General features: G+C 74.6%; 16 protein-coding genes. 4 read left to right on the top strand and 12 right to left on the bottom strand.

Features of this window, described 5'->3' with window-relative positions:
* Positions 1–207 precede the first annotated feature (207 nt).
* The 5 genes from AC3WT4_RS05290 to AC3WT4_RS05270 form a co-directional block, all read right to left on the bottom strand.
* On the bottom strand, positions 208–2,367 hold the full coding sequence (locus AC3WT4_RS05290; RefSeq protein WP_492314905.1) for a 3-hydroxyacyl-CoA dehydrogenase NAD-binding domain-containing protein: 2,160 nt from the start codon (positions 2,365–2,367) through the stop codon (positions 208–210).
* A gap of 2 nt (positions 2,368–2,369) precedes the next feature.
* The gene (locus tag AC3WT4_RS05285; RefSeq protein ID WP_051028501.1) at positions 2,370–3,665 is read right to left on the bottom strand and encodes a thiolase family protein; all 1,296 of its coding nucleotides are present in this window, start codon (positions 3,663–3,665) and stop codon (positions 2,370–2,372) included.
* A gap of 190 nt (positions 3,666–3,855) precedes the next feature.
* Positions 3,856–4,899, bottom strand: coding sequence for a lipid II:glycine glycyltransferase FemX (locus AC3WT4_RS05280; RefSeq protein WP_492314904.1), 1,044 nt, complete (start codon positions 4,897–4,899; stop codon positions 3,856–3,858).
* 21 nt (positions 4,900–4,920) lie between these two features.
* Positions 4,921–6,195: an HRDC domain-containing protein gene (locus AC3WT4_RS05275; RefSeq protein WP_492314903.1), complete on the bottom strand. Its 1,275-nt coding sequence runs from the start codon at positions 6,193–6,195 to the stop codon at positions 4,921–4,923.
* Entirely contained in the window at positions 6,192–6,815 is a 624-nt protein-coding gene (locus tag AC3WT4_RS05270; RefSeq protein ID WP_074806118.1) for a DUF3000 domain-containing protein, read from the bottom strand. Before AC3WT4_RS05270 ends, AC3WT4_RS05275 begins: the two co-directional genes overlap by 4 nt.
* A gap of 258 nt (positions 6,816–7,073) precedes the next feature.
* Between AC3WT4_RS05270 and gnd the strand changes: the two genes are divergently transcribed.
* Positions 7,074–8,510: an NADP-dependent phosphogluconate dehydrogenase gene (gene gnd, locus AC3WT4_RS05265; RefSeq protein ID WP_061268192.1), complete on the top strand. Its 1,437-nt coding sequence runs from the start codon at positions 7,074–7,076 to the stop codon at positions 8,508–8,510.
* Between the two features lie 161 nt (positions 8,511–8,671).
* The gene (locus tag AC3WT4_RS05260) at positions 8,672–9,841 is read left to right on the top strand and encodes a DegT/DnrJ/EryC1/StrS family aminotransferase (protein ID WP_492314902.1); all 1,170 of its coding nucleotides are present in this window, start codon (positions 8,672–8,674) and stop codon (positions 9,839–9,841) included.
* 102 nt (positions 9,842–9,943) lie between these two features.
* Here the strand turns inward: AC3WT4_RS05260 and AC3WT4_RS05255 are convergent, their stop codons facing one another.
* Positions 9,944–11,176 carry a carboxylate--amine ligase gene (locus tag AC3WT4_RS05255; protein ID WP_492314901.1) on the bottom strand — a complete coding sequence of 411 codons (1,233 nt, stop codon included), beginning with the start codon at positions 11,174–11,176 and terminating at the stop codon, positions 9,944–9,946.
* Positions 11,177–11,275: 99 nt separating this feature from the next.
* Here AC3WT4_RS05255 and cuyB point away from each other — a divergent pair, with 99 nt between their 5' ends.
* Positions 11,276–12,016 carry a cysteate racemase gene (gene cuyB / locus AC3WT4_RS05250; RefSeq protein ID WP_492314900.1) on the top strand — a complete coding sequence of 247 codons (741 nt, stop codon included), beginning with the start codon at positions 11,276–11,278 and terminating at the stop codon, positions 12,014–12,016.
* Between the two features lie 61 nt (positions 12,017–12,077).
* Here the strand turns inward: cuyB and AC3WT4_RS05245 are convergent, their stop codons facing one another.
* Together AC3WT4_RS05245 and AC3WT4_RS05240 are read right to left on the bottom strand one after the other, a co-directional pair.
* On the bottom strand, positions 12,078–12,563 hold the full coding sequence (locus AC3WT4_RS05245) for a hypothetical protein (protein WP_061268189.1): 486 nt from the start codon (positions 12,561–12,563) through the stop codon (positions 12,078–12,080).
* 5 nt (positions 12,564–12,568) lie between these two features.
* Positions 12,569–13,441: a dihydrofolate reductase family protein gene (locus tag AC3WT4_RS05240; RefSeq protein ID WP_492314899.1), complete on the bottom strand. Its 873-nt coding sequence runs from the start codon at positions 13,439–13,441 to the stop codon at positions 12,569–12,571.
* Between the two features lie 37 nt (positions 13,442–13,478).
* Here AC3WT4_RS05240 and zapE point away from each other — a divergent pair, with 37 nt between their 5' ends.
* Entirely contained in the window at positions 13,479–14,606 is a 1,128-nt protein-coding gene (gene zapE, locus AC3WT4_RS05235; protein ID WP_074806129.1) for a cell division protein ZapE, read from the top strand.
* A gap of 3 nt (positions 14,607–14,609) precedes the next feature.
* Here the strand turns inward: zapE and AC3WT4_RS05230 are convergent, their stop codons facing one another.
* The 4 genes from AC3WT4_RS05230 to glgX are packed head-to-tail and all read right to left on the bottom strand — an operon-like array spanning position 14,610 to position 22,277.
* The gene (locus AC3WT4_RS05230; protein ID WP_074806132.1) at positions 14,610–15,500 is read right to left on the bottom strand and encodes a polyphosphate kinase 2 family protein; all 891 of its coding nucleotides are present in this window, start codon (positions 15,498–15,500) and stop codon (positions 14,610–14,612) included.
* 14 nt (positions 15,501–15,514) lie between these two features.
* The gene (gene treZ / locus AC3WT4_RS05225; RefSeq protein WP_492314898.1) at positions 15,515–17,410 is read right to left on the bottom strand and encodes a malto-oligosyltrehalose trehalohydrolase; all 1,896 of its coding nucleotides are present in this window, start codon (positions 17,408–17,410) and stop codon (positions 15,515–15,517) included.
* Positions 17,407–20,073 (bottom strand): malto-oligosyltrehalose synthase, encoded by a 2,667-nt coding sequence (gene treY / locus AC3WT4_RS05220; RefSeq protein ID WP_492314897.1) that lies wholly within the window; start codon positions 20,071–20,073, stop codon positions 17,407–17,409. The genes treZ and treY overlap by 4 nt, the downstream gene beginning before the upstream one ends.
* Positions 20,070–22,277, bottom strand: coding sequence for a glycogen debranching protein GlgX (gene glgX / locus AC3WT4_RS05215; protein WP_492314896.1), 2,208 nt, complete (start codon positions 22,275–22,277; stop codon positions 20,070–20,072). The genes treY and glgX overlap by 4 nt, the downstream gene beginning before the upstream one ends.
* Positions 22,278–22,303 lie beyond the last annotated feature (26 nt).

Here is a 22,303-nt window from a genome sequence, read left to right as displayed (position 1 = left end):
GACGCTACGGAGCCTGAGCGGCCGACGGATCGGGCCGCGAGCGGAACCTCCGCGAGGCCGCCGTACGACCACGGACGGGCGGCCAGGGATGAGCATCCGTCCCGGGTAGGTCACGAAGGATGACCACGCCGACCGCCGAGCATGCGGCTGTCGCCCGTCCTGCACCCAGGACGGGCGACCACCGCATGCTCGGCGGGAGAGGGGTGGTCAGGCGCGCGATGCTGCCGGGACGTTTGCTGCGCCGTCGGGCAGGAACCGGCGGCCCAGGACCTTCTCGCTGTAGCCCGTGCGGTCGAGGTACGGCGTGATGCCGCCCAGGTGGAAGCCCCACCCCGCGCCCAGGATCATGCACAGGTCGATCTGCGACGGGCTCGCGACCACGCCCTCGTCGAGCATGAGCCCGATCTCCTGCGTGAGCGCCGTGAGCACGGAGTCGAGGACGCCGGCCTCGTCCAGCGCCCCGTCGCCGCCCGCCTCGCCCGTGCCGAAGACCCGCTGGATCGCCGGGTCGACGGGCTTGGGCAGGCCCTTCGGCGCGTCGAGGACGACGGGGATCTGCTCGTCGACGATGCGCTGGAGGCCGGGGGACGCGGGGAACCGGTCGCCCAGGTCCTCGCGCAGCGACGTGAGGACGTGCAGGCCGACGGCCGGTCCGACGAGGTCGAACAGCGCGAACGGCGGCATCGGCAGGCCGAGCGGTGCGACCGCGCGGTCCGCGACCTCGACCGACGTGCCGTTCTCGACCGCCTCGACGATCTTGCCCATGAGCAGGATGAGCAGGCGGTTGACGACGAACCCGGGCCGGTCGGCGACCAGCACGGCCGTCTTGCGGAGCTTCTTCGTCATGGCGAACGCCGTGGCGAGCGCCGCGTCGTCGGTCTTGGCCGCCTGGATGATCTCGACGAGCGGCATCTGGGCGACCGGGTTGAAGAAGTGCATCCCGACGACCCGCTCGGGGTGCTGCAGGTCGGCCGCCATCTCGGTGATCGAGAGCGCGGACGTGTTGGTCAGCAGCACGGCCTCGGGCGAGAGCACGCTCTCGAGCTCGGCGAAGACCTTCTTCTTGAGCCCGAGGATCTCCGTGACCGCCTCGATGACGACGTCGCAGCCCGCGAAGTCGCCGAGCTCGGTCGTGCCGTGCACGGAGCCGACGATGCGCGCGCCGGTGTCCGCGGACATCCGGCCCGAGCGCACGAGCTTCTCCACGGTCGAGCGGACGTAGCCGAGGCCCTTGTCGACACGCTCCTGGTCGAGGTCGCGCATGACGACCGGCACCTGGAGGCGCTGGGCGAACAGCAGCGCGATCTGCGCGGCCATGAGCCCGGCGCCGACGATCCCCACGCGGGTGACCGGGCGCGCGAGCTTCGCGTCGGGCGCGCCCTGGGGCCGCTTGCCCTTGGAGACGAGCTGGAACGCGTAGACGCTCGCGCGCATCTCGTCGCTCATGATGAGGTCCGCGAGGGCCTCGTCCTCGGCGGCGAACGCCTCCTCGCGCGACGCGGTGCGCGCGGCCGCGACGAGGTCGAGCGCGCGGTACGGCGCGGGGCGCGAGCCCGCGACCACGGCGTCGAGGCGCTGACGCGTCCCGGCGACGACGGCGTCCCACACGGGCTGCGGGTCGAGCTCGCGCCGCTCGACGACGATCTCGCCGCGCAGCACGGCCTCGGCCCAGCGCAGCGAGGACTCGAGGAAGTCGGGCGCCTCGAAGAGCGCGTCGACGAGCCCGATCTCGTACGCCTCCTTCGCCTTGAACGGCTTGTTCGCGGCGGGGCGGGCGAGGATGACGTCCATCGCCCTCTCGACGCCGAGCAGGCGCGGCACGAGGTAGGCGCCGCCCCAGCCGGGGACCAGGCCCAGGCCGACCTCGGGCAGCGCGAGCGCGCCGGCGTCGGACGCGACGGTGCGGTACGTGCAGTTGAGCGCGACCTCGAGGCCGCCGCCCAGCGCGACGCCGTTGACGAACGCGAACGTCGGCACGCCCATGTCCTGGAGCAGCGTGTACGCGGCGTGCCCGGCGCGCCCGAGGGCGAGCGCGTCGTCGCGCACCTGGACGGCCGCGGCCTGCGTGAGGTCCGCGCCCGCGGCGAGGAAGTACGGCTTGCCCGTGATCGCGACGGCGACGATCTCGCCGTCCGCGGCCCGGCGTCGCAGCGTCTCGAGGGTCGTGTGCAGCTCGGCGAGGCCCTCGGGGCCGAGCGTCGTCGGCTTGGTGTGGTCGAGCCCGTTGTCGAGCGTGACGAGGGCGAGCGTGCCCGTCCCGCCGGGGAGCGCGACGTCGCGCACGAGCGAGTGCGTGACGCGCTCCCCGCGCGCGGCGTCCTTCGTCGCGTCCGCGGAGGTGGTGGTGGTGTCGGTCGGTGCGCTCATCGTCAGTTCTCCGCGGTCTCGAAGGTGTGGCCGGAGTAGTCGGCGTGGTGCGGGTTCTCCCAGATCACGGTGCCGCCCATGCCGAGGCCGACGCACATGGTCGTCAGGCCGTAGCGCACCTCGGGGTGCTGCTCGAACTGGCGCGCGAGCTGCGTCATGAGGCGCACGCCCGACGACGCGAGCGGGTGGCCCATGGCGATGGCGCCGCCGTACTGGTTGACGCGCTCGTCGTCGTCCGCGATGCCGAAGTGGTCGAGGAACGCGAGCACCTGGACCGCGAACGCCTCGTTGATCTCGAACAGGCCGATGTCGTCGATCGTCAGGCCCGCGGACGCGAGCGCGCGCTCGGTCGCGGGGACCGGCCCGATGCCCATGACCTCGGGGTCGACGCCCGCGTACGCGTACGCGACGAGGCGCATGCGCGCCGGGAGCCCGAGCTCGTCGGCGACGTCGCCCGCGGCGAGCAGGCACGCCGTCGCGCCGTCGGTGAGCGGCGAGGCGTTGCCCGCGGTGACCTTCCCGCCGGGGCGGAACGGGGTCTTGAGGTCGCGGATCGAGTCGACCGTGGTGCCGGGGCGGGGCAGCTCGTCGGCCGTGGCCAGGCCCCACCCGAGCTCGGTCGACCGGGTCGCGACCGGCACGAGGTCGGGGGAGATGTCGCCGTTCGCGAGGGCCTTGGCGTACTTGGCCTGGCTCGCGACGGCGTACGCGTCGGCACGCTCCTTGGTGAGGTGCGGGTACCGGTCGTGCAGGTTCTCGGCCGTCGCGCCCATGACGAGCGCGGAGGAGTCGACGAGGCGCTCGGCGACGAACCGCGGGTTCGGGTCCGACCCCTCGCCCATGGGGTGGTGCCCCATGTGCTCGACACCGCCCGCGACGACGACGTCCTGCGCGCCCACGGCGACGTTCGCCGCGGTGGTCGTGACCGCGGTCATCGCGCCCGCGCACATGCGGTCGATCGCGAAGCCGGGCACCGACTTCGGCAGCCCGGCCAGCACCGCGACGCTGCGGCCGAGGGTGAGGCCCTGGTCGCCGGTCTGCGTGGTCGCGGCGAGCGCGAGCTCGTCGATCCGCTCGACGGGCAGCTCGGGGCGGCGGCGCAGGAGCTCGCGGACCGTCTTCACGGCGAGGTCGTCGGCGCGGGTCTCCGCGTAGATCCCGTCGGGGCGTGCCTTGCCGAACGGGCTGCGGACGCCCTCGACGAAGACGACGTCGCGCACGGGGCGTCTGCGTGAGCGCTGGGTAGCCGCCTGGGTGGGCGCCGAGGTGGGAGAGGGGGCCTCGTTGGCCACGGTCATGGCATCTCCATCCGATGCAGATGGTCGGGACGGCGGTGTCCGGAGCGGCACCGCTCGGGGGTCGTACGTGCGATACACGCTACCGCGGGTATCGGGAAAGTACGAGACCGATGCTACGACATGAAGAGACCCGGTATCGCATCGCGCGATACCGGGTCTCTCCGGCGTTCGGGGTGGTCTCGAGGCCGCGTCAGCGGCTCCCGCGGAGCTTGCGCACGACCTTCTTCGCGGTCGGCAGGCCCTTGTTCCACGCGGAGTACCACATCGAGAACGGCACGTCGACGCTGTGCACGAGCTCGTCGTCGTGCTGGGCGAAGCTGCGCTTGAACTCGCTGATCCCGTCGTTGAGCAGCCCGTTCATGTCGTACCGGACCAGCCCGGCCTGCTGCGCGAGCGTGATCGCGTGCCACTTCACCGGCGCGTTGGCGCGCAGCCTGCGACCCGCGTCGTTGATCCCGCCGTACAGCTCGAACGACGTCGTCGCCGACGACACGCACCACACGAACGACACCGGCGCGCCCTCGGAGAACGCGGCGACGAGCACCGAGTGCTCGCCGAGCTCGCGGTGGATCGCGAGGTAGTACTCGTCGTCGTGCAGCGCGAAGCCCGCACGCTCGGCGGTCTCGTGGTAGACGGCGAGCACCTGGCGCACCTCGGTCTCGTCCGTCACGCGACGCACCTCGAGCCCGGTGCGCGCCGCCTTGCGGATGTCGTACCGCGTCGACTTGCCCATGGCCTTCGTCAGCTCGTCCTCGGACTTCGTGAGGTCGAGGATCAGGGTCACCGGGTAGAGGATCGGGTTCGCCGCGGGGCGGGCGTCGGGCAGCGCGAGGTGCGTCCCGACGGGCCAGTCGGGCTCGATCGTCACGCCCACGCCGCCCACCGTCGTCTTGCACCAGGCGACGACGGCGCGGGTCACGGCGTCGCGCGTCGCGTCGTCGCCCACGCCCGGGCCGGCGCCCCAGCCGTCTCCCGCCGGCGCGATGACGGGCCCGCGCGGCACGTGGCACAGCGCCTTGAACTGCGCCGGGAGCGAGCGCACGAGCACCTGCGCCAGGCCGCGGACGCGGCCGTCGCCGTCCACCGCCTCCACGCGGTGCGGGGTCCAGGCGCCCGTGGCCTTGACCTCGCCCCAGCCCCAGAGCTGCAGGGGGTGGCCGCCGAGCTCGTTCACCCGGGCGTCCCAGGAGGCTCGGTCGGTGACTGTCCGGATCGTCAGGTTCGCGTCGTGCACGCGGACGACCCTACCCTCCCGCTACCGCTCACCGGCGCGCTCGAACGCGTCCGCGAGGGGCTCCGCGACGAGCCCCACCTGCCACTCGCGCGCCCCGCGGCCGCGCAGGAACGCGGCGATCCCGTCCGCGTCGGCCGGCTCCGGCGGAGTCCAGCACAGGCGCCGCAGGGCGTCGGGCTGGAGCACGTTCTCGACCGGCACGGCGTACCGCTCGGCGAGCTCCTGCACGACGGCGCGCGCCGCCTCGAGCCGTGCCGCGGCACCCGGGTCGCGGTCCGCCCACGCGCGCGGGGGTGGCGGGGCGTCGGTGCGCGGTCCGCGCGTGGTCGGCAGGGCGCTCGCGGGCAGGGCGAGCGCGGCGTCGACCGCGCGCTGCCAGTACGCCGCACGGCGGCGCGTGCCCTTGCCCGCGAACGGCGGGAGCTCGACGAGCTGGCCCGCCGTGCGCGGCAGCGCCTCGGCCGCGGCGACGATCGCGCGGTCGGGCAGGACGCGCCCGGGGGCGATGTCCCGCGCCCGGGCGGTCGCGTCGCGGGCCTCCCACAGGCTCCGGACGACGGCGAGCCGGCGCGGGTCGCGCAGCGTGTGCGTGCCCGACGTCCGGCGCCACGGCTCGGGCCGCGGGGCGGGCGGCCCCGCGGTGCGGACGGCCTCGAACTCCTGCGCCGCCCACTCCGACTTGCCCGCCTCGTCGAGCCGCTCGCCGAGCGCCCGGCGCAGCGGGACGAGCACCTCGACGTCGAGCGCCGCGTACCGCAGCCAGTCCTCGGGCAGCGGCCGGGTCGACCAGTCCACCGCCGAGTGCTCCTTGGCGAGGCCGAGCCCGAGCACCTCGGCGACCACGGCGGCGAGGCCCACGCGCTCCATCCCCAGCAGGCGGGCCGCGAGCTCGGTGTCGAACACGCTGGCCGGGACGATCCCGTGCTCCGCGAGCCCGGGCAGGTCCTGCGACGCCGCGTGCAGGACCCACTCGGCGTCGCCGACCGCCTCGCGCAGCGGCGACAGGTCGGGCACGCCGACGGGGTCGACGAGCGCGGTGCCTGCGCCCTCGCGGCGCACCTGGACGAGGTAGGTGCGCTGGCCGTACCGGTAGCCGGAGGCGCGCTCGGCGTCGGCGGCCACGGGGCCGCTCGCGGCGGCGAAGGCCTCGACGACGCGCGCGAACGCGGCGGGCGTGTCGACGACGGGGCCCAGCCCGTCGGACGGCTCCGTCAGCGGGGTGACGACGGTCGGTGCGCGCTCCGCCCCGGGTGCGGGGTCGAGCGGAGGGGGAGCGGGTGCTGCGGTCGAGCTCATGAGCCCACGGTATTGCGTCGCGCAGGGGGTCGAGCACCGAGGGGGGTCACACCCTCGGGCAGCGGCGGCAGACCGGCGGCCGTGCACAGGAGCTGCGACCACGCCGCGAGGTGGTCGCCGAGGTCCGCGGCGCCGGCGCCCTCCGCGGGCACCGGGGTCCACGACGCGCGCATCTCGAGCTCCACGTCGTTGTGCTTGCCGGCGAGCGCGCCGAAGCTCTGCGACAGCACGCGCGTCACCGTGCCGCCCTCCGCGCGGACGGCCGCACCGGCGTCGTGGAGCGCGTCCTCGAGCCACGTCCACGCGACCTCGGCGAGCATGTCCTCCGCCGCCATCTCCGGCTCCAGCGTCGCGCGCACGAGCGTCACGACGCGGAACCGTCCCTCCCACGCCTCCTGGCCCGCCGGGTCGTAGAGGACGATGAAGCGCCCCGACGCGAGGTCGGGGTCGTCGGAACGGTCGGCCTCGACCTCGCCCGTGAGCGCGACCGACCACGGCGCGATCCGGCGCGGGGCGGGGACTTCGCGCAGCGTCACCTCGGGTCGCAGCCGTCGCGCGCCGAGGGCGTCGAGGACGGCACGGAACTCCGGGGGAGCGTCGGTCCCGTGAGGGGTGGTCACCCCGGCACAGTACGAGCGGGAGGGGCGGGACGGACGCACGCCGCGCGGGTGTCATCGAATCGTGACCCCGACTTCGTCACGATCCCTGCGGGTGACCGGATCGTGGCACCCCCGGGGCGCGACGGCGCCCGAGGACTAGGCTGGCAGCGTATCCATCCCCGGTGCACCCGGCCGCGCGCCCGCGCCCGGCCCGGTTCCGCGCCCTCCCGCGCGCAGCCGTCGTGCGCCGGGACCGACCCCCGAGGAGCAGGGAAGCAGATGTCAGCACGCGCACAGATCGGTGTGACCGGACTCGCCGTCATGGGTCGCAACCTGGCCCGCAACTTCGCCCGGCACGGCTACACGGTCGCGGTGCACAACCGCTCGTACGCCAAGACCGAGTCCCTGATCGCCGAGGCGGGCACCGAGGGCGACTTCGTCCCGTCGGAGTCGATGGCGGACTTCGTGGCCTCGCTCGAGCGCCCGCGCAAGGTCGTCATCATGGTCAAGGCCGGCGCGGCCACCGACGCCGTCATCGACGAGCTCGTGCCGCTGCTCGAGGAGGGCGACATCGTCGTCGACGCCGGCAACGCGCACTTCCCCGACACGATCCGCCGCGAGAAGGCGCTCGCGGCGCTGGGCCTGCACTTCGTGGGCACCGGCGTCTCGGGCGGCGAGGAGGGCGCGCTCAACGGCCCGTCGATCATGCCGGGCGGCACGCGCGAGTCGTACCAGAGCCTCGGCCCCATCCTCGAGGACATCTCGGCGAAGGTCGACGGCGTGCCGTGCTGCACCTACGTCGGGCCCGACGGCGCCGGCCACTTCGTCAAGATGGTGCACAACGGCATCGAGTACGCCGACATGCAGCTCATCGCCGAGGCGTACGACCTGCTCAAGCAGGGGCTCGGCGCGTCCGCGCAGGAGATCGGCGAGATCTTCGCGCAGTGGAACACGGGCGACCTCGAGTCGTTCCTCATCGAGATCACCGCGGACGTGCTCCAGCACGTCGACGCGGAGACCGGCAAGGCGTTCGTCGACGTCGTGCTCGACCAGGCGGAGCAGAAGGGCACCGGTCGCTGGACGGTGCAGAACGGCCTCGACCTCGGCGTGCCGATCACCGGCATCGCCGAGGCGACGTTCGCCCGCGCGCTGTCCGGCTCGGTCCCGCAGCGCGAGGCGGGTCGCGCCGCGCTGCCCGCCGACGCCGCGGCGTGGGACGTGCAGGACCGCGACGCGTTCGTCGAGGACGTGCGTCTCGCGCTCTACGCGTCGAAGGTCGTCGCCTACTCGCAGGGCTTCGACCAGATCGCGGCCGCGTCGGCCGAGTACGGCTGGGACATCGACCGCGGCGCGATGGCCCGTATCTGGCGCGGCGGCTGCATCATCCGCGCGCGCTTCCTCAACCGCATCACCGAGGCGTACGAGCGCGACGCGCAGCTCCCGCTGCTCCTCGCCGACGAGTACTTCACGGGCGCGGTCGGCAACGGTCTCGCGGCGTGGCGTCGGGTGGTGGCCCAGGCCGCCCTGAACGGCGTGCCGACGCCCGCGTTCTCGTCGTCGCTCGCCTACTACGACGGCGTGCGGGCCGAGCGCCTGCCCGCCGCGCTGATCCAGGCGCAGCGCGACTTCTTCGGCGCGCACACCTACCGCCGCGTCGACAAGCCGGGTGTCTTCCACACCGAGTGGTCGGGCGACCGCACCGAGTCCGACGCCTGACGTCCCTCCCGACGTCCCGACGGCGGTCGTCGCGCTCCGGCGCGGCGGCCGCCGTCGCGCGTCCCGGCCCGCGCGTCCCTGCGAGTCCGCCGACGTGGCAGGCTAGGCCGCGCGGGCCGCTGCGTCGGCCCCACCCCTGACGCCGGACGACACGGAGAACGATGAGCCGCCACCCGCAGGACGCGACCGCGACGAGGATGCTCGCCGACCGGACGGGCACCGACCCGGCCGACTGGTTCCTCGTCTTCAAGGCCCGCTACGGGATGGAGGTCGTGTTCCGCGCGCTCGCCGAGGCCCGGGGGCCGGGTGACGTGGTCACCCAGGTGTTCACGTGCTCGACGGCGGTCGACCCGGTGCTCGTCGCCGGGCTGCGGCCCGTCTACGCCGAGGTGTCCCCGGCGACGGTCGCGATCGACCCCGAGCGGCTCGCCCTCGGCCCGGCCACGCGGGCGGTGGTGCTGCAGAACACGTTCGGCATCGTCGACGAGCCGGCCGCGCGTCGCCTGCGCGACGCCGCACGCTCGGTCGGTGCGCTGCTCGTCGAGGACAGCGCGCACTGCGTGGGGCGCCTCGCGCGGGACGCCGACGGCACGCCCGTCGCGGACGTCTCGTTCCACTCGTTCGGCGTCGAGAAGCTGCTGCCCACGCGCTTCGGCGGGGCGGTGTGGGTGAGCCCCGCGCTCGACCCGGCGCTGCGCGCGGCGACGGTGGCGGCGCTCGACGCGCTCCCCGTCGTCGGGCCGCGGCTCGACCTCGCGGCGCGCAGCTTCCGCACGCAGGTGCGCGTGCTCAACCGTCTCCCGGGCGCGGCGGCGGGCAAGGTGCGTGGTGCGCTGACGGCCGTCGGCGCCTACGAGCCGGCGATCGCCCCCGTGGAGAACCGGGGCGGGCTCGCGCACCCGCCGCAGCGCCCGTCCGCGTGGGTCGTGGACCGCATGGTCGACGCGCTGCGCTCCAGCGGCGACACCGAGGCACGGCGCGCCGACACGGTCGCGGAGTACGTGCGCGGGCTCTCCGACGTCGTCGAGGTGCCGGCCGGGATCGGGGAGCGTGCGCCGCTCGTGCGGTTCCCGTTCTTCGCGCCCGACGCCGCGACCGCTGATCGCCTGGTCGCCGAGCTCACGGCCGCCGGGTTCTACGTCGGGAAGTGGTACCGGCCGGCGCTGTTCCCGGGCCCGGACGACCCGGCGGTGTACGGGTACACGCCGGGCGACCCCGCGCTCGCGACGACGGAGGACCTCGTCGCGCGCGTCGTGAACCTCCCGACCACGGTCGGCGTCGCGACGGCGCGCCGCGTCGTCGAGGCCGTCCGGTCCGCCCTGGGCGCCTGAGCCCCACGACCAGGCGGTCCACGTCGGCCGACCAGGTGGTCCCGGCGCGTCCGCGACACCGGACGAGCCGGGACCACCTGGTCGACGCCGGACGTCCCGGGGTCAGGCCGACGGGCGCGAGCGCGCGAACTTCACGTAGTCGAGCGTGTGGCGCAGGTCCACGCGCCACACGTCGAGGCGGCGGCGCAGGCTGCGGTCGGGTGCGTACCGCAGGGTGTGCCACACGCCGTGCTTGCGGGCCTTCTTCACGCGGTGGCGCAGCGACACCGGCACGAGCGCCCGGACGACGGGGTAGGGCACGTTGACCCACAGGCTCGCGGCCGACGTGACCTGCTCGGGCAGCTCGCGCCCGTACACGAGGTCCTCGACGTAGCAGCGCGCGAGGTTGCCGCCCGCGGCCATCGTGTAGAAGCTCGCCGCGCCCTGGCGCAGGTTGACCTCGAGGATCTTGCTCGTGCCGGTGCGGCGGTCGTACATGACGTCGAGGTTGGCGGCGCCGACGTAGCCGAGGCTGTCGAGCAGGTGCCGGATCGACTCCGTGAGCCGGTCGTCCTTCATCGTCACGACGGCGTTGTAGTTCCCGACGAGCTTCGGGTCGTACTCGCCGAGCACGATCTGGGCCGCCGACAGGAACCGCAGCCGGCCGTGGCGGTCGGAGTACGTGTTGACCACGCGCATGACCGACTCGTCGCCCGCGAGGTACTCCTGGACGATGAGGTCGTCCGTGTACCCCGCGGCGTAGATGCGGCGGCCGACGTCGCGCAGCTCCGCCGCGTCCTGGACGAGGTACACCTTCTTCTTGCCCTCGAACCGCAGGCGCGGGTAGGTGTCGGTGTCGGCCGGCTTGAGGATGAGCGGGTACGGGAAGGGGAGGTCCTCCCCGAAGCCGGGAGCGTCGACGTCGGCCGCCGTGGCGATCACCGTCTCCGGGTGCGGCACGCCGAGCTCCGCGCACGTGCGCGCGAAGTCCGTCTTGTTCATGAGGCGCGCGGCCAGCTCCTCGCCGACGAGCGGGATGACGTAGAGGTCCTCGAGCTCGGCCCGGTGGGCGATCACGACGTTCGTGTAGAACTCGATGTTCGCGACGAGCAGGCGCTTGCGGCCCGGGAACTCCTCCGCGAGCTCGCGCAGGACCGCGACGATGCGCTCGGGGTCGTCGAAGTCCCGGTAGGTGCGCACGTCGACGATGCGGGAGTCCGCCGTCTCGCGCAGGGGGAAGCGGCCCAGGGCCAGCGTGCGGACGCCGTACGCCTCGTGCAACGACCTCGCGATGTTGTAGGTGTTGAGGTTGGTCCCCAGGACGATGGGGAGGAACTCGGCGTTGCCGTACGTCATCGCGGAGGGTCGTCCGTTTCTCTTCGGGTCGGCGGGCGTCCGCCATCCTACGGTCCGCGCGGCCCGCGCCCCGGGACGCGGGAGCCGTAGGATCCACGGGTGACGTCGCGACCGGACCAGGACCACGCCCAGCCCCTCGTCGGAGTGCTCGGGGGTGTCGGGCCGCTCGCCACGGCCTACTTCCTCCAGCTCCTCGTCGCGCTCACGGAGGCCGAGCGCGACCAGGACCACGTCGACGCCGTCGTGCTCAACCACGCGACGATCCCCGACCGCACGGACTTCATCCTCGGGCGGTCCGACGCCGACCCGGGCCCGGTGCTCGCGCGGGACGCGGAGCGGCTCGAGCGCTTCGGCGCGGACTTCCTCGTCATGCCGTGCAACACCGCGCACTACTTCACGCAGCAGGTGCTCGACGCGATCAGCGTCCCGTTCGTGTCCATCATCGACACCACGGTCGACGCGGCACGGGCGCGGGTCGACGACCTGCGCGCGGTGGGCCTGCTCGCCACGGCGGGGACCGCGGCGTCGGGCGTGTACCAGGACGCGTTCGCGCGCCACGGCGTCGAGGCGCTCGTGCCCGACGACGCCGACCAGTCGCTCGTGTCGCAGATCATCTACGAGCAGGTGAAGGCGGGGCGGCCCGTCGACATCGAGACGTTCCGGGCCGTCGCGGGCCGGCTCGTCGAGCGCGGGGCCCAGGTGATCGTGCTGGGCTGCACGGAGCTGTCCGTGGTCGCCGTCGACCACGACCTGCTCGCCGACCCGCTCTACCTCGACTCGACCGACCAGCTCGCCCGCGCGACGATCCGCCGCGCCGGGCACCGCGTCCGCGGGGCGTGACCCCGCGGGTCCGACGACCGCCGGGCCGGCCGGCGCGGTCGTCGGCCCGACGAGCGGCGGGTCAGCCCAGCTCGCTCGTGCCCGAGTAGAGGTGCAGCACGGGGACGTGCAGCTCCTCGCGCGCCCGCGAGGCCCAGTCGGTGTGGAACGTGTCCTCGACCGCGTGCGGGTAGGTCACGACGACGATCTCGCGCGCCCCGCCGGACGCGACGGCCGTGCGCAGCGCCGGCAGCGGGTCGTCGTCGACGACGACGCCGTCGGCCTCGCGGCCCGCCGCGCGGAGCTCGGCCACGCTGCGCTCGAGCTGCTCGCTCGCCTCCGCCTTGGCCGTCGTGGGCGAGGGCTCGCGGCCCAGGACCTCGTCCCACGCCTCCTTGAGCTCGCCCACACTGAGGTGGTCGATGATCCCCGAGATGACGTTGCGCTCGGTGTCCGCCGGGACCAGCACCCGGTAGGCGAGCTGCTCGTCCTCGTGCAGCGACAGGATGTGCTGCACGTCGGCCGGGTTGAGCGTGTCTTCGGTCAGGACGAGGATCGTGTCGGTCACGCGGGTCAGCCTAGCGGGAGGAGCCAGCGCGCGGCGGTCGTACCGGCGGGCGACCCGGGCCGGTCCTCGGGGGCGTGCAGCAGGTGCGCGAGGCGAGCTCCGCGGGGGAGCGCCGTCGTCGCCCCCGGTCTCGCGGCACCGGCGACGATCCGCGCCGGGCCGGGCCCCACGAGGGTCGGGGTGGTCGTGACGCACAGCTCGTCGACGAGGTCCGCGGCGAGGAGGTCCGCCAGCAGCGACGGGCCACCCTCGGCGAGGACGCGCGTCAGGCCGCGCCCGGCGAGCGCGGCGAGTCCCGCGGCGAGGTCGAGCGCGTCGCCCGGCTCGTGCGTGTCGTCGGCCGCGTCCTGCCCGACGACGAGCACCCGGTCCGCGGGCACGTCGCCCCGGGCGGTGGCCGCCCCGGCGGGGCCGGTCAGCACGAACGGCGGCCGGTCCGTCCCGGCGAGCGTCGGGGGCACGCGGCCGCTCCGGCTGACGACGGCGAGCTCGAGCGGGGCGTCGTGCAGGTGCCGCAGCCCGCGGGGCCGGTCGAGCGGCGTGTACCCCTCCGCGCGCGCGGTGCCCGCCCCGACGAGCACCACGTCCGCCAGCGCCCGCAAGACCCGGAACACGCGCCAGTCCGCGTCGTCGTTGATCGACCCCGACCGCTCGTCGGGACCCCACGCCGCGCCGTCGACGCTCGCGACCATGTTCGCCCGGACGACGCTCGCCCCGCGGACCGGGGTCCCGTAGGCGTAGAGCGCGGCGAGCCGGTCCTCGCGCGGGTCGGGCGGGAGGTGCTCCGCGGCGGGCAGGAGCACGTCGAGCGCGGGGAGGTCGGCGCGCCCGGCGACGGGCGCACCCGGCCCCTCGGGCGGGGTGGTGGTCGAGGTCACAGCGGCCAGGCTAGCCGCAGGCGTAGGCTGGATCCTCGTGACTGCGCCCGCCTCCGGTGGTTCCTCGGCCCCGGCAGCCCTCCCCGGCACCGCCCGCGCGTCGGCCTCCTCGCCGACCCCCGGCCGGCCCGGGCCCGTCCGTGCCCTCGCCGACGTCCGGCCCTCCGTGCCCCCGGCCCGGCTCCTCGCCGACCTCGTGCCCCCGCGGCACTTCGCCGACGCGCGCTTCTCGACCTACCGCGCCAACCCCGCCTACCCCAGCCAGGCGCGCACCGTCGCGCGGCTCGAGGAGGTCGCGGCCGCCGTCGTGAAGCCCGCGCGCAAGGGCCTGTTCGGCGCCCGGAAGCAGACCGCGCCCGCGGTGTACATGGACGGCGGGTTCGGCGTCGGCAAGACCCACCTGCTCACGTCCCTCGCGCACGCGGTGGGCCTCGACGTCAGCGCGTACGGCACGTTCGTCGAGTACACGAACCTCGTCGGCGCGCTCGGCTTCCGGGCGACCGTGGACGCGCTCGCCACGAAGAAGCTCGTGTGCATCGACGAGTTCGAGCTCGACGACCCGGGCGACACCGTCCTCATGTCCCGGCTCCTGCGCGAGCTCGCGGACCGCGGCGTCGCGCTGGCCGCGACGTCGAACACGCTCCCCGAGGCGCTCGGCGAGGGCCGCTTCGCCGCCGAGGACTTCCTGCGCGAGATCCAGGCGCTCGCGGCCCGGTTCGAGGTGCTGCGCGTCGACGGCGAGGACTACCGGCACCGCGCGGTCGTCACGGACTCCGCGCCCCTGCCCGAGGCCGACGTGCGGACGGCCGTCACGGGCCGGCCCGGCGCGACCCTCGACGCGTTCGACGACCTGCTCGCGCACCTGTCGCAGGTCCACCCCAGCCGGTACCGGGCGCTGCTCGACGGCGTCGAGGTCGTCGCGCTCACGGGCGTGCACCCCGTCACCGAGCAGTCCGCGGCGCTGCGCCTCGTCGTGCTCGTCGACCGCCTCTACGACCGCGACGTGCCCGTGCTCCTCGCCGGGACCGGCGCGTACACGGGGGAGCGGAGCCTGTTCACCGAGGAGATGCTGCGCGGCGGGTACCGCAAGAAGTACTACCGCGCGCTGTCGCGGCTCGGCGCGCTCGCGGAGGACGGCCGCACGGTCGCGCGCGGCGCGGCCTGAGCGTCACGTCGCCGCGAGGCGCGCCTTCTCGACCGCGACGTCGAAGTCGGCCGGGGGCCACCCGAGGTCGAGGCCGCGCAGCGCGTCGAGCAGGAGCTCGCTCACCGCGAGGCGCGCGAACCACTTCCGGTCGGCCGGGACCACGTGCCACGGCGCGACGTCGGTGCTCGTCCGGTCGAGGACGGCCTGGTACGCCTCCTGGTAGGCGGGCCACTTCTGGCGCGAGTCGACGTCGTTCGGGTTGTACTTCCAGAACTTGTCCGGGCGCTCGAGCCGTTCCATGAGCCGCGCGCGCTGCTCCTCGTAGGAGACGAGCAGCGCGACCTTGACGATCGTCGTGCCCGCCGCGGCGACCTCGGCCTCGAAGCGGTTGATCTCGTCGTAGCGCGCCTCCCAGACCTCGGGCGGCACGAGCGCGTCGACGCGCGCGACGAGCACGTCCTCGTAGTGCGACCGGTCGAAGACGCCGATGTACCCGGGCTCGGGCAGGGCGCGACGGATCCGCCACAGGTAGTCGTGCCGCCGCTCCTCGGACGTCGGCACCCCGAACGAGCGGTGCGCGACACCCTGCGGGTCGACGAGCCCGACGACGTGCCGCACGATCCCGCCCTTGCCCGCCGTGTCCATGCCCTGCAGCACGAGGAGCACCGACCGCGACCCGCCCGATCGGCCCTCGGCGAACAGGCGCTCCTGCAGCTCGGACAGCTCGTCCGCGTGCCGCGCCACGAGGGCCTTCCCGGCGTCCTTGTCGCCGGTGAACCCCGGCGTCGACGCGCGGTCGAACGTCGCGAGGTCGAAGCCCTCCGGCACCCGGAGCGCCTGCGCCGGCGGCACCTCCCAGGCGCTCTCGGCGCCCCGGTCGCGCGCGGCCTTCGTCTTCTTCGTCGTCGCCATGGGCGCGAGCGTAGTCACACCCGCGACAGCACGGCGACCGAACGCGCGGGCAGGTCGACGTGGTGCCGGCCCGCCCGCGTCGCCGGGTCCCAGGCGGCGAGCACGCGCGGCGTGCCGCCGAGGGCGAGCCGCAGCCGCCGCGGGGAGTCCCCGAGGTTCACCGCGACCGCGACGGTGCGTCGGTCCACGACGAACGCGGGCCCGCCGTGCGGGGCGGCGCCCGTCGTCGGCTCCTCGCCCGACGCGTCGTCGTCCGCGCCGCCCGGCCCGTGGACGCGGACGAGCGAGAGGTCGCCCGAGCGCACGTCGGGCCGTGACCGCAGGGCCACGAGGTCCCGGTACCAGGCGAGCAGCCGGGCGTGCTCGCCCCGCTCCCGCTCGGACCAGTCGAGCACGCTCGCGTCCCGCGTCGAGCGCGCCTGCGGGTCGGGCACGGGGTCGCCGCCGCCCCACCCGTGGTCGGCGAACTCGGCCGCGCGGCCCGCGCGGACCGCCTCCGCGAGCTCCGGCTCGGCGTGGTCCGTGAAGAACTGCCACGGGGTCGACGCGCCCCACTCCTCGCCCATGAACAGCAACGGCGTGAACGGCGACACGAGCACGAGCGCCGCGGCCGTCGCGAGGCCGCCGCCGTCGAGCGTGGCCGACGTCCGGTCGCCCTGCGCGCGGTTGCCCACCTGGTCGTGGTTCTGCGAGCTCACGACGAACGCGTGGCCGTCCGTCCCGGCCGGTACCGGCTGACCCCAGTCGCGTCCCCGGAACGTCGAGTACGTGCCGTCGTGCACAAACACGCCCGTGAGCGCCTTGCGCAGCACCGCGACCGACCCGAAGTCGACGTAGTAGCCCTGCCGCTCCCCGGTCAGCAGCGCGTGCACGGCGTGGTGGACGTCGTCCGCCCACTGGGCGCGCATCCCGCGCCCGCCCTGCTCCACGCCCGTCACGGTCGCCGGGTCGTTCTCGTCCGACTCGGCGACGAGCGTCAGCGGCCGCCCGCGCTCCTGCTCCACGCGCTCCACCCGCCGCGCGAGCTCCGCGAGGAGGTGCGTGGGGGAGTCGTCGACGAGCGCGTGCACCGCGTCGAGCCGCAGCGCGTCCACGTGGAACTCGACGAACCACCGCTCGGCGTTGTCGATCACCCACTCGCGCACCTCCCGGCTGCCGGGGCGGTCCAGGTTCACGGCCGAGCCCCACGGGGTCGTGTGCGCGTCCGTGAAGTACGGGCCGAACTCCGGCAGGTAGTTCCCCGACGGGCCGAGGTGGTTGTAGACGACGTCGAGCACCACCGCGAGCCCCCGGGCGTGCGCGGCGTCCACGAACCGCTGCAGCGCGCGCGGGCCGCCGTACGGCTCGTGCACGGCGTACAGGTGCACGCCGTCGTAGCCCCAGCCGCGCTCGCCGCCGAAGGCCGCGACCGGCAGGAGCTCGACCGCGCCGACGCCCAGCTCGACCAGGTGGTCGAGCCGGTCGACCGCCGCGTCGAGCGTGCCCTGCGGCGTGAACGTCCCGACGTGGAGCTCGTAGAGCACCTCGCCGCGCACGTCGCGGCCGGGCCACGCGGCGTCCGTCCACGCGAACGCCGGGTCGAACGTGCGGCTCGGGCCGTGCACGCCGTACGGCTGCCACGGGCTGCGCGGGTCCGGACGGCCCGGACCCCCGTCGACCGAGTACCCGTAGTCCGTGCCCCACGGCAGCTCGTGATCGTAGCCCCACCAGCCCGGCACGTGCGCCCCCACGAGGCGCAGCGGGAGGCGCTCGGCGCCGTCGAACGTGCCCGCGCCCTGTTCCGGCAGGAGCAGCTCGACGCTGCGCGCCGTCGGCGCCCACACGATCGGCCGGGGCCCCGGCACGGCGAGCAGAGGCGTGGCCTGCGGTGCGGGGACGCGCGGGGGCGGGACGGGGGTGCCTGCCGTCATGGCGCGCCGCCCTCGCCCGTCGCGGCGGCGCTCGCGGCCGTGCTCGCGGAGGAGCCCGGCGCGACGAGGAGCGCGACCGGCAGGTCGGCGAGCAGGTCCGCGACCCGGACGGTCCCGGCCGGGTGCTCGCGCCCGGTGAGCACGTCGACCCACGTGCCCGTGCCCGCGGGGAGCGCGACGACGTGGTCGCGCCACCCGCCGAGGCGGTCGACCGTCCCGGCGAGCCGGGTCGCCACCGTGACGACGTGCGCGACGGCCGCCTCGTCCGTGCGCTCGCCACCGGACGCGTGGTCGGGCGCGGGCCCGCCGGCGGAGGTACCGGCCGGCGCGGTGCGCGCGAACGCGAGCGCGCACGGCGTCGACGACGCGACGGGCGCGTACCCGGCTCCGTCGCCGACGAACGTGGCGGCGAGGGCGCGGCGCACGCGCAGGGCGCGCGCCGTGACGAGCAGCTTCTCGTCCGCGAGCGTCCGTGCGGGCGCCCCGCCGTCGAGCCGCGCGAGGCGCTCGGTGAGGTCGTCCACGTCCACGGGGCGGCGGTTGTCCGGGTCCACGAGCGTGGGCGCGTACGACTCGGCGCCCTGGTAGACGTCCGCGACGCCCGGGGCCGTGAGCCGCACGAGCGTGAGCCCGAGGCTCGCGGCGCGCAGCTCCTCGTGGTGCTCGCGCGCCCACCGGGCGAACGCCCCGGTGACGACCGGGTCGGCGAGCGCGCGCCGCGCGAGCTCGGCGACGGCCTCCTCGTACGCCTCGTCGGGGCTCGTCCACGACGTCGCGACCTTCGCCTCGCGCAGCGCCTTGCGCAGGTAGTCGACGAGCCGGTCGGGCGCGATCGCGGCGTCCGACGTGCCGGCGGGCGCGTCGTCCGGCGTCGGCGCGTCGGGGAGCCAGGTCCCGGCCACGGTCTGCCACAGCAGGTTCTCGGCGAGACCGTCGACGAGGACACCGCGGTAGGGGGCGGTCGCCGCGCGCACCTCCTCGACGAGGCGCGACCACACGCCCGCGTCCTCGGACAGCACGCCGAGGGCGGCACGCGTGTCCTCGCCGCGCTTGGTGTCGTGCGTCGACCCCGCCGTGAGGGCGTGCGGGGTGAGCGCGGCGAACCGCTGCGCGAACGCGTGCCAGTCGTGCACGCCGAGGCTGAACCGGTCCGGCTCGCCCCCGACCTCGCACAGGCTCACGAGCTCCGTCCAGCGGTAGAACGCCGTGTCCTCGACGCCCTTCGCCGTCACGGCGCCGCACACCTGCTGGAAGCGCACGACGAGCTCGTCGCGGCGCGCCTCGCGCCGCCGTCCCGCGCTCCCGACCTCGCGGCCGAGCACGAGGTCCACGACGACGGCGAGCGTCTCCGCGCGCTGCGGGTCGAGCCGTGCGCGGGCGCGCTCGGCCGCCTCCTCGACGGCCCGGACCGCCTCGTGCCGCGGCGGGGTGCCCGGCACCACGTACGCCCGGTACCGGTCGAACGCGACGAGCAGCTCGCGCAGGCACTGGTGCAGGCCGCGCCACGTGTGGTCGCGCAGGCGCGGGTCGTCGTGGCAGACGGCGGCCGCCAGGTCCGTGAGCCGGTGCACCTCCGCGTAGAGGGGCCCGGCGACGACCTCGCGCTTCGCCTCCTCGACGAGCGCACCGAGACCGCCGGGAGCCGCGCCCGTGAGGCGCGTCATCACCGCGTCGAGGCCCGACCGGCCGCCCGGGTCGACGAAGAGCTGCTGCAACCGCCACGCGACGTCGTAGCCGGTCGTCCCGACGGTCGCCCAGTCGGGCGGCACCTGCTCCTCGCCCGCGAGGATCTTCTCGACCACGACCCACGCGCCGTCGGTGCGGTCCGCGAGGCGCTGAAGGTACTGCGCCGGGTCGGCGAGGCCGTCGGGGTGGTCGATGCGCAGGCCGTCGACGACCCCGGACGTGACGAGGTCGAGCACGAGCGCGTGCGTCGCGTCGAACACCTCCTCGTCCTCGACCCGGACCGCGACGAGCGACCCGACGTCGAAGAAGCGGCGGTAGTTGAGCTCCTCGTCGCCCACGCGCCAGTAGGCCAGGCGGTAGTGCTGGCGCTCGACGAGCTCCGCGAGCGGGAGGTCCTCGGTCCCGGCGCGGACGGGGAACACGTGGTCGTAGTAGCGCAGGACGCGCCGGGGGCCGGGCCGGCCCGGAACCTCGACCTCGTCCAGCACGATCTCGCCCGCCGCGAGCACGTCGCCGAGGCGCGCGCCGAGGACGGGCATGAGGACCGCGCCCTCGCCCGCGGACCAGTCGACGTCGAACCACCGGGCGTACGGCGAGGCGGAGCCGTCCTCGAGCACGGACCACAGCGCGTGGTTGTGCCACGCGGGCGTGGGGACCGCCATGTGGTTCGGGACGACGTCGAGCACCATCCCCAGGCCCGCGCCGCGGGCCGCCGCCGCGAGCCGTCCGAGGCCCTCGCGCCCGCCGAGCTCGGCGCTGATCCGCGCGTGGTCGACGACGTCGTACCCGTGGGTCGACCCGGGCGCCGCCTGGAGCACGGGCGAGAGGTAGAGGTGCGTCACGCCGAGCGTCGCGAGGTACGGCACCTGGCGCGCGGCGTCGTCGAACGTGAGGTCGGGACCGAGCTGGAGCCGGTACGTCGAGACCGGCACGCGCGGCGGCGCACCGGGCGTGCCGGCGGGGGAGACGGCCGTCATCGCAGCGGCGGGCGGGTCAGGACGATGACGCTGCGGCCCGTCACGGACACGGTCTCCCCGGGCTGCAGCACCTCGCCGACGTCGACCGTGCCGTCGGTGTCCAGCACGACGTCCCAGCTCTCCCCGTACGCCGCCGGCGGCACCGTGAAGTCCAGCGCGTCGGAGTGCGCGTTGAGCAGCAGCAGGAACGAGTCGTCGACGATGGGCTCGCCCCGGCGGTCCTGCTCGGGGATCGCGTCGCCGTTGAGGAACACCATGACGGTGCGGGCGTAGGCGTGGTCCCAGTCCTGCTGGTCCATGCGCGAGCCGGTGATGTCGAGCCACTCGATGTCCGGCAGGTCGTCGGGACCCTCAGGGGTGCCCGGCTCCGCGCCGTCCTGCCGGCCCACGAAGAACCGCCGACGGTGCAGCACCGGGTGGTCGCGGCGCAGCCAGACGACGCGGCGCGCGAAGTCGAGGAGCGCGGCCCGCTCGTCGTCGAGGCCCTTCTCGCCGCCCCAGTCCATCCAGGTGATCTCGTTGTCCTGGCAGTAGCCGTTGTTGTTGCCGCGCTGCGTGCGGGCGATCTCGTCGCCGTGCGCGAGCATGGGCACGCCCTGCGAGAGCAGCAGCGTGGCGAAGAAGTTCCGCCGCTGGCGGGCGCGCAGCGCCCGCACGTCGGGGTCGTCCGTCGGGCCCTCGACCCCGCAGTTCCAGGACCGGTTGTGGCTCTCGCCGTCGTTGTTGTCCTCGCCGTTCGCCTCGTTGTGCTTCTCGTTGTACGACACGAGGTCGTTGAGCGTGAAGCCGTCGTGCGCGGTGACGAAGTTGATCGACGCGATGGGCTTGCGCCCGCCGTGCTCGTAGAGGTCGGACGAGCCCGTGAGCCGGCTCGCGAACTCGGGCAGCGTCGAGGGCTCGCCGCGCCAGAAGTCGCGCACCGTGTCGCGGTAGCGCCCGTTCCACTCCGTCCACAGGGGCGGGAAGCCGCCCACCTGGTAGCCGCCGTCGCCGAGGTCCCACGGCTCGGCGATGAGCTTGACCTGGGAGATGACCGGGTCCTGCTGCACGATGTCGAAGAACGCCGAGAGGCGGTCGACCTCGTGGAACTGGCGCGCGAGCGTGGCCGCGAGGTCGAAGCGGAAGCCGTCGACGTGCATCTCGGTGACCCAGTAGCGCAGCGAGTCCATGATGAGCTGGAGCACGTGCGGCGAGCGCATGAGCAGCGAGTTGCCCGTGCCGGTCGTGTCGAAGTAGTGCGCCTCGTCGCCGTCCACGAGCCGGTAGTAGGCCTTGTTGTCGATGCCGCGGAAGCTCAGCGTCGGGCCGAGGTGGTTGCCCTCGGCGGTGTGGTTGTAGACCACGTCGAGGATGACCTCGATGCCCGCCTCGTGCAGGGCCTTGACCATGGTCTTGAACTCCATGACCTGCTGCCCGCGCGTCCCGTAGGCCGCGTACCCGTTGTGGGGCGCGAAGAACCCGATGGTGTTGTAGCCCCAGTAGTTCGACAGCCCCTTCTCGACGAGCGTGGGGTCGTTGACGAACTGGTGCACGGGCATGAGCTCGACCGCGGTGACGCCGAGCGTCACGAGGTGCTCGATGACGGCCGGGTGCGCCATGCCCGCGTAGGTGCCGCGCAGCTCGTCGGGGACGTCCGGGTGGAGCATCGTCATGCCCTTGACGTGCGCCTCGTAGACGACGCTGTCGTGGTAGTCCCGGTTCGGCGGGCGGTCGTGGCCCCAGTCGAAGAACGGGTTGATGACGACGGACATCATCGTGTGCCCGGCCGAGTCGTCGTCGTTGAGCGGGGGAGCGGGCGGGGGCGCGTCGTCCTCCTCGCCCTCGGCGGGCTCGTCGGCCTGCGCGACGTCGTCCGCGTCGGCGAAGCGGTACGAGAACAGCGACTCGTCACCGTCGATCTGCCCCTCGATCGCCTTCGCGTACGGGTCGAGCAGGAGCTTCGCCGGGTTGCAGCGGTGGCCGTTCGCGGGGTCGTAGGGGCCGTGCACGCGGTAGCCGTACCGCGTACCGGGGCCCTTGCCGGGGAGGTAGACGTGCCAGACGTGCGCGTCGATCTCCTCGACGTCGACGCGGGTCTCGTTGCCGTCGTCGTCGAAGAGGCAGAGCTCGACGCGCTCCGCGATCTCGGAGAACAGCGCGAAGTTGGTCCCCGTGCCGTCGTACGTGGCACCGAGGGGGTAGGGGTGGCCTGGCCAGGTCTGCATGCCCCTGAGGATGTCACGGGGTCCTG

The sequence above is a fragment of the Cellulosimicrobium sp. EB106-03-01-XG111 genome (genome assembly GCF_058792115.1).
This window is presented reverse-complemented; position numbering and strand designations above follow the sequence as displayed.

What these genes read in the sequence shown, in the direction of transcription:
- AC3WT4_RS05290 (WP_492314905.1), bottom strand. Translation starts at nt 2,367, where the DNA reads ATGAGCGCACCGACCGACACCACCACCACCTCCGCGGACGCGACGAAG.
- AC3WT4_RS05285 (WP_051028501.1), bottom strand. Translation starts at nt 3,665, where the DNA reads ATGACCGTGGCCAACGAGGCCCCCTCTCCCACCTCGGCGCCCACCCAG.
- AC3WT4_RS05275 (WP_492314903.1), bottom strand. Translation starts at nt 6,195, where the DNA reads ATGAGCTCGACCGCAGCACCCGCTCCCCCTCCGCTCGACCCCGCACCC.
- gnd (WP_061268192.1), top strand. Translation starts at nt 7,074, where the DNA reads ATGTCAGCACGCGCACAGATCGGTGTGACCGGACTCGCCGTCATGGGT.
- AC3WT4_RS05260 (WP_492314902.1), top strand. Translation starts at nt 8,672, where the DNA reads ATGAGCCGCCACCCGCAGGACGCGACCGCGACGAGGATGCTCGCCGAC.
- AC3WT4_RS05255 (WP_492314901.1), bottom strand. Translation starts at nt 11,176, where the DNA reads ATGACGTACGGCAACGCCGAGTTCCTCCCCATCGTCCTGGGGACCAAC.
- AC3WT4_RS05230 (WP_074806132.1), bottom strand. Translation starts at nt 15,500, where the DNA reads ATGGCGACGACGAAGAAGACGAAGGCCGCGCGCGACCGGGGCGCCGAG.
- treZ (WP_492314898.1), bottom strand. Translation starts at nt 17,410, where the DNA reads ATGACGGCAGGCACCCCCGTCCCGCCCCCGCGCGTCCCCGCACCGCAG.
- treY (WP_492314897.1), bottom strand. Translation starts at nt 20,073, where the DNA reads ATGACGGCCGTCTCCCCCGCCGGCACGCCCGGTGCGCCGCCGCGCGTG.
- glgX (WP_492314896.1), bottom strand. Translation starts at nt 22,277, where the DNA reads ATGCAGACCTGGCCAGGCCACCCCTACCCCCTCGGTGCCACGTACGAC.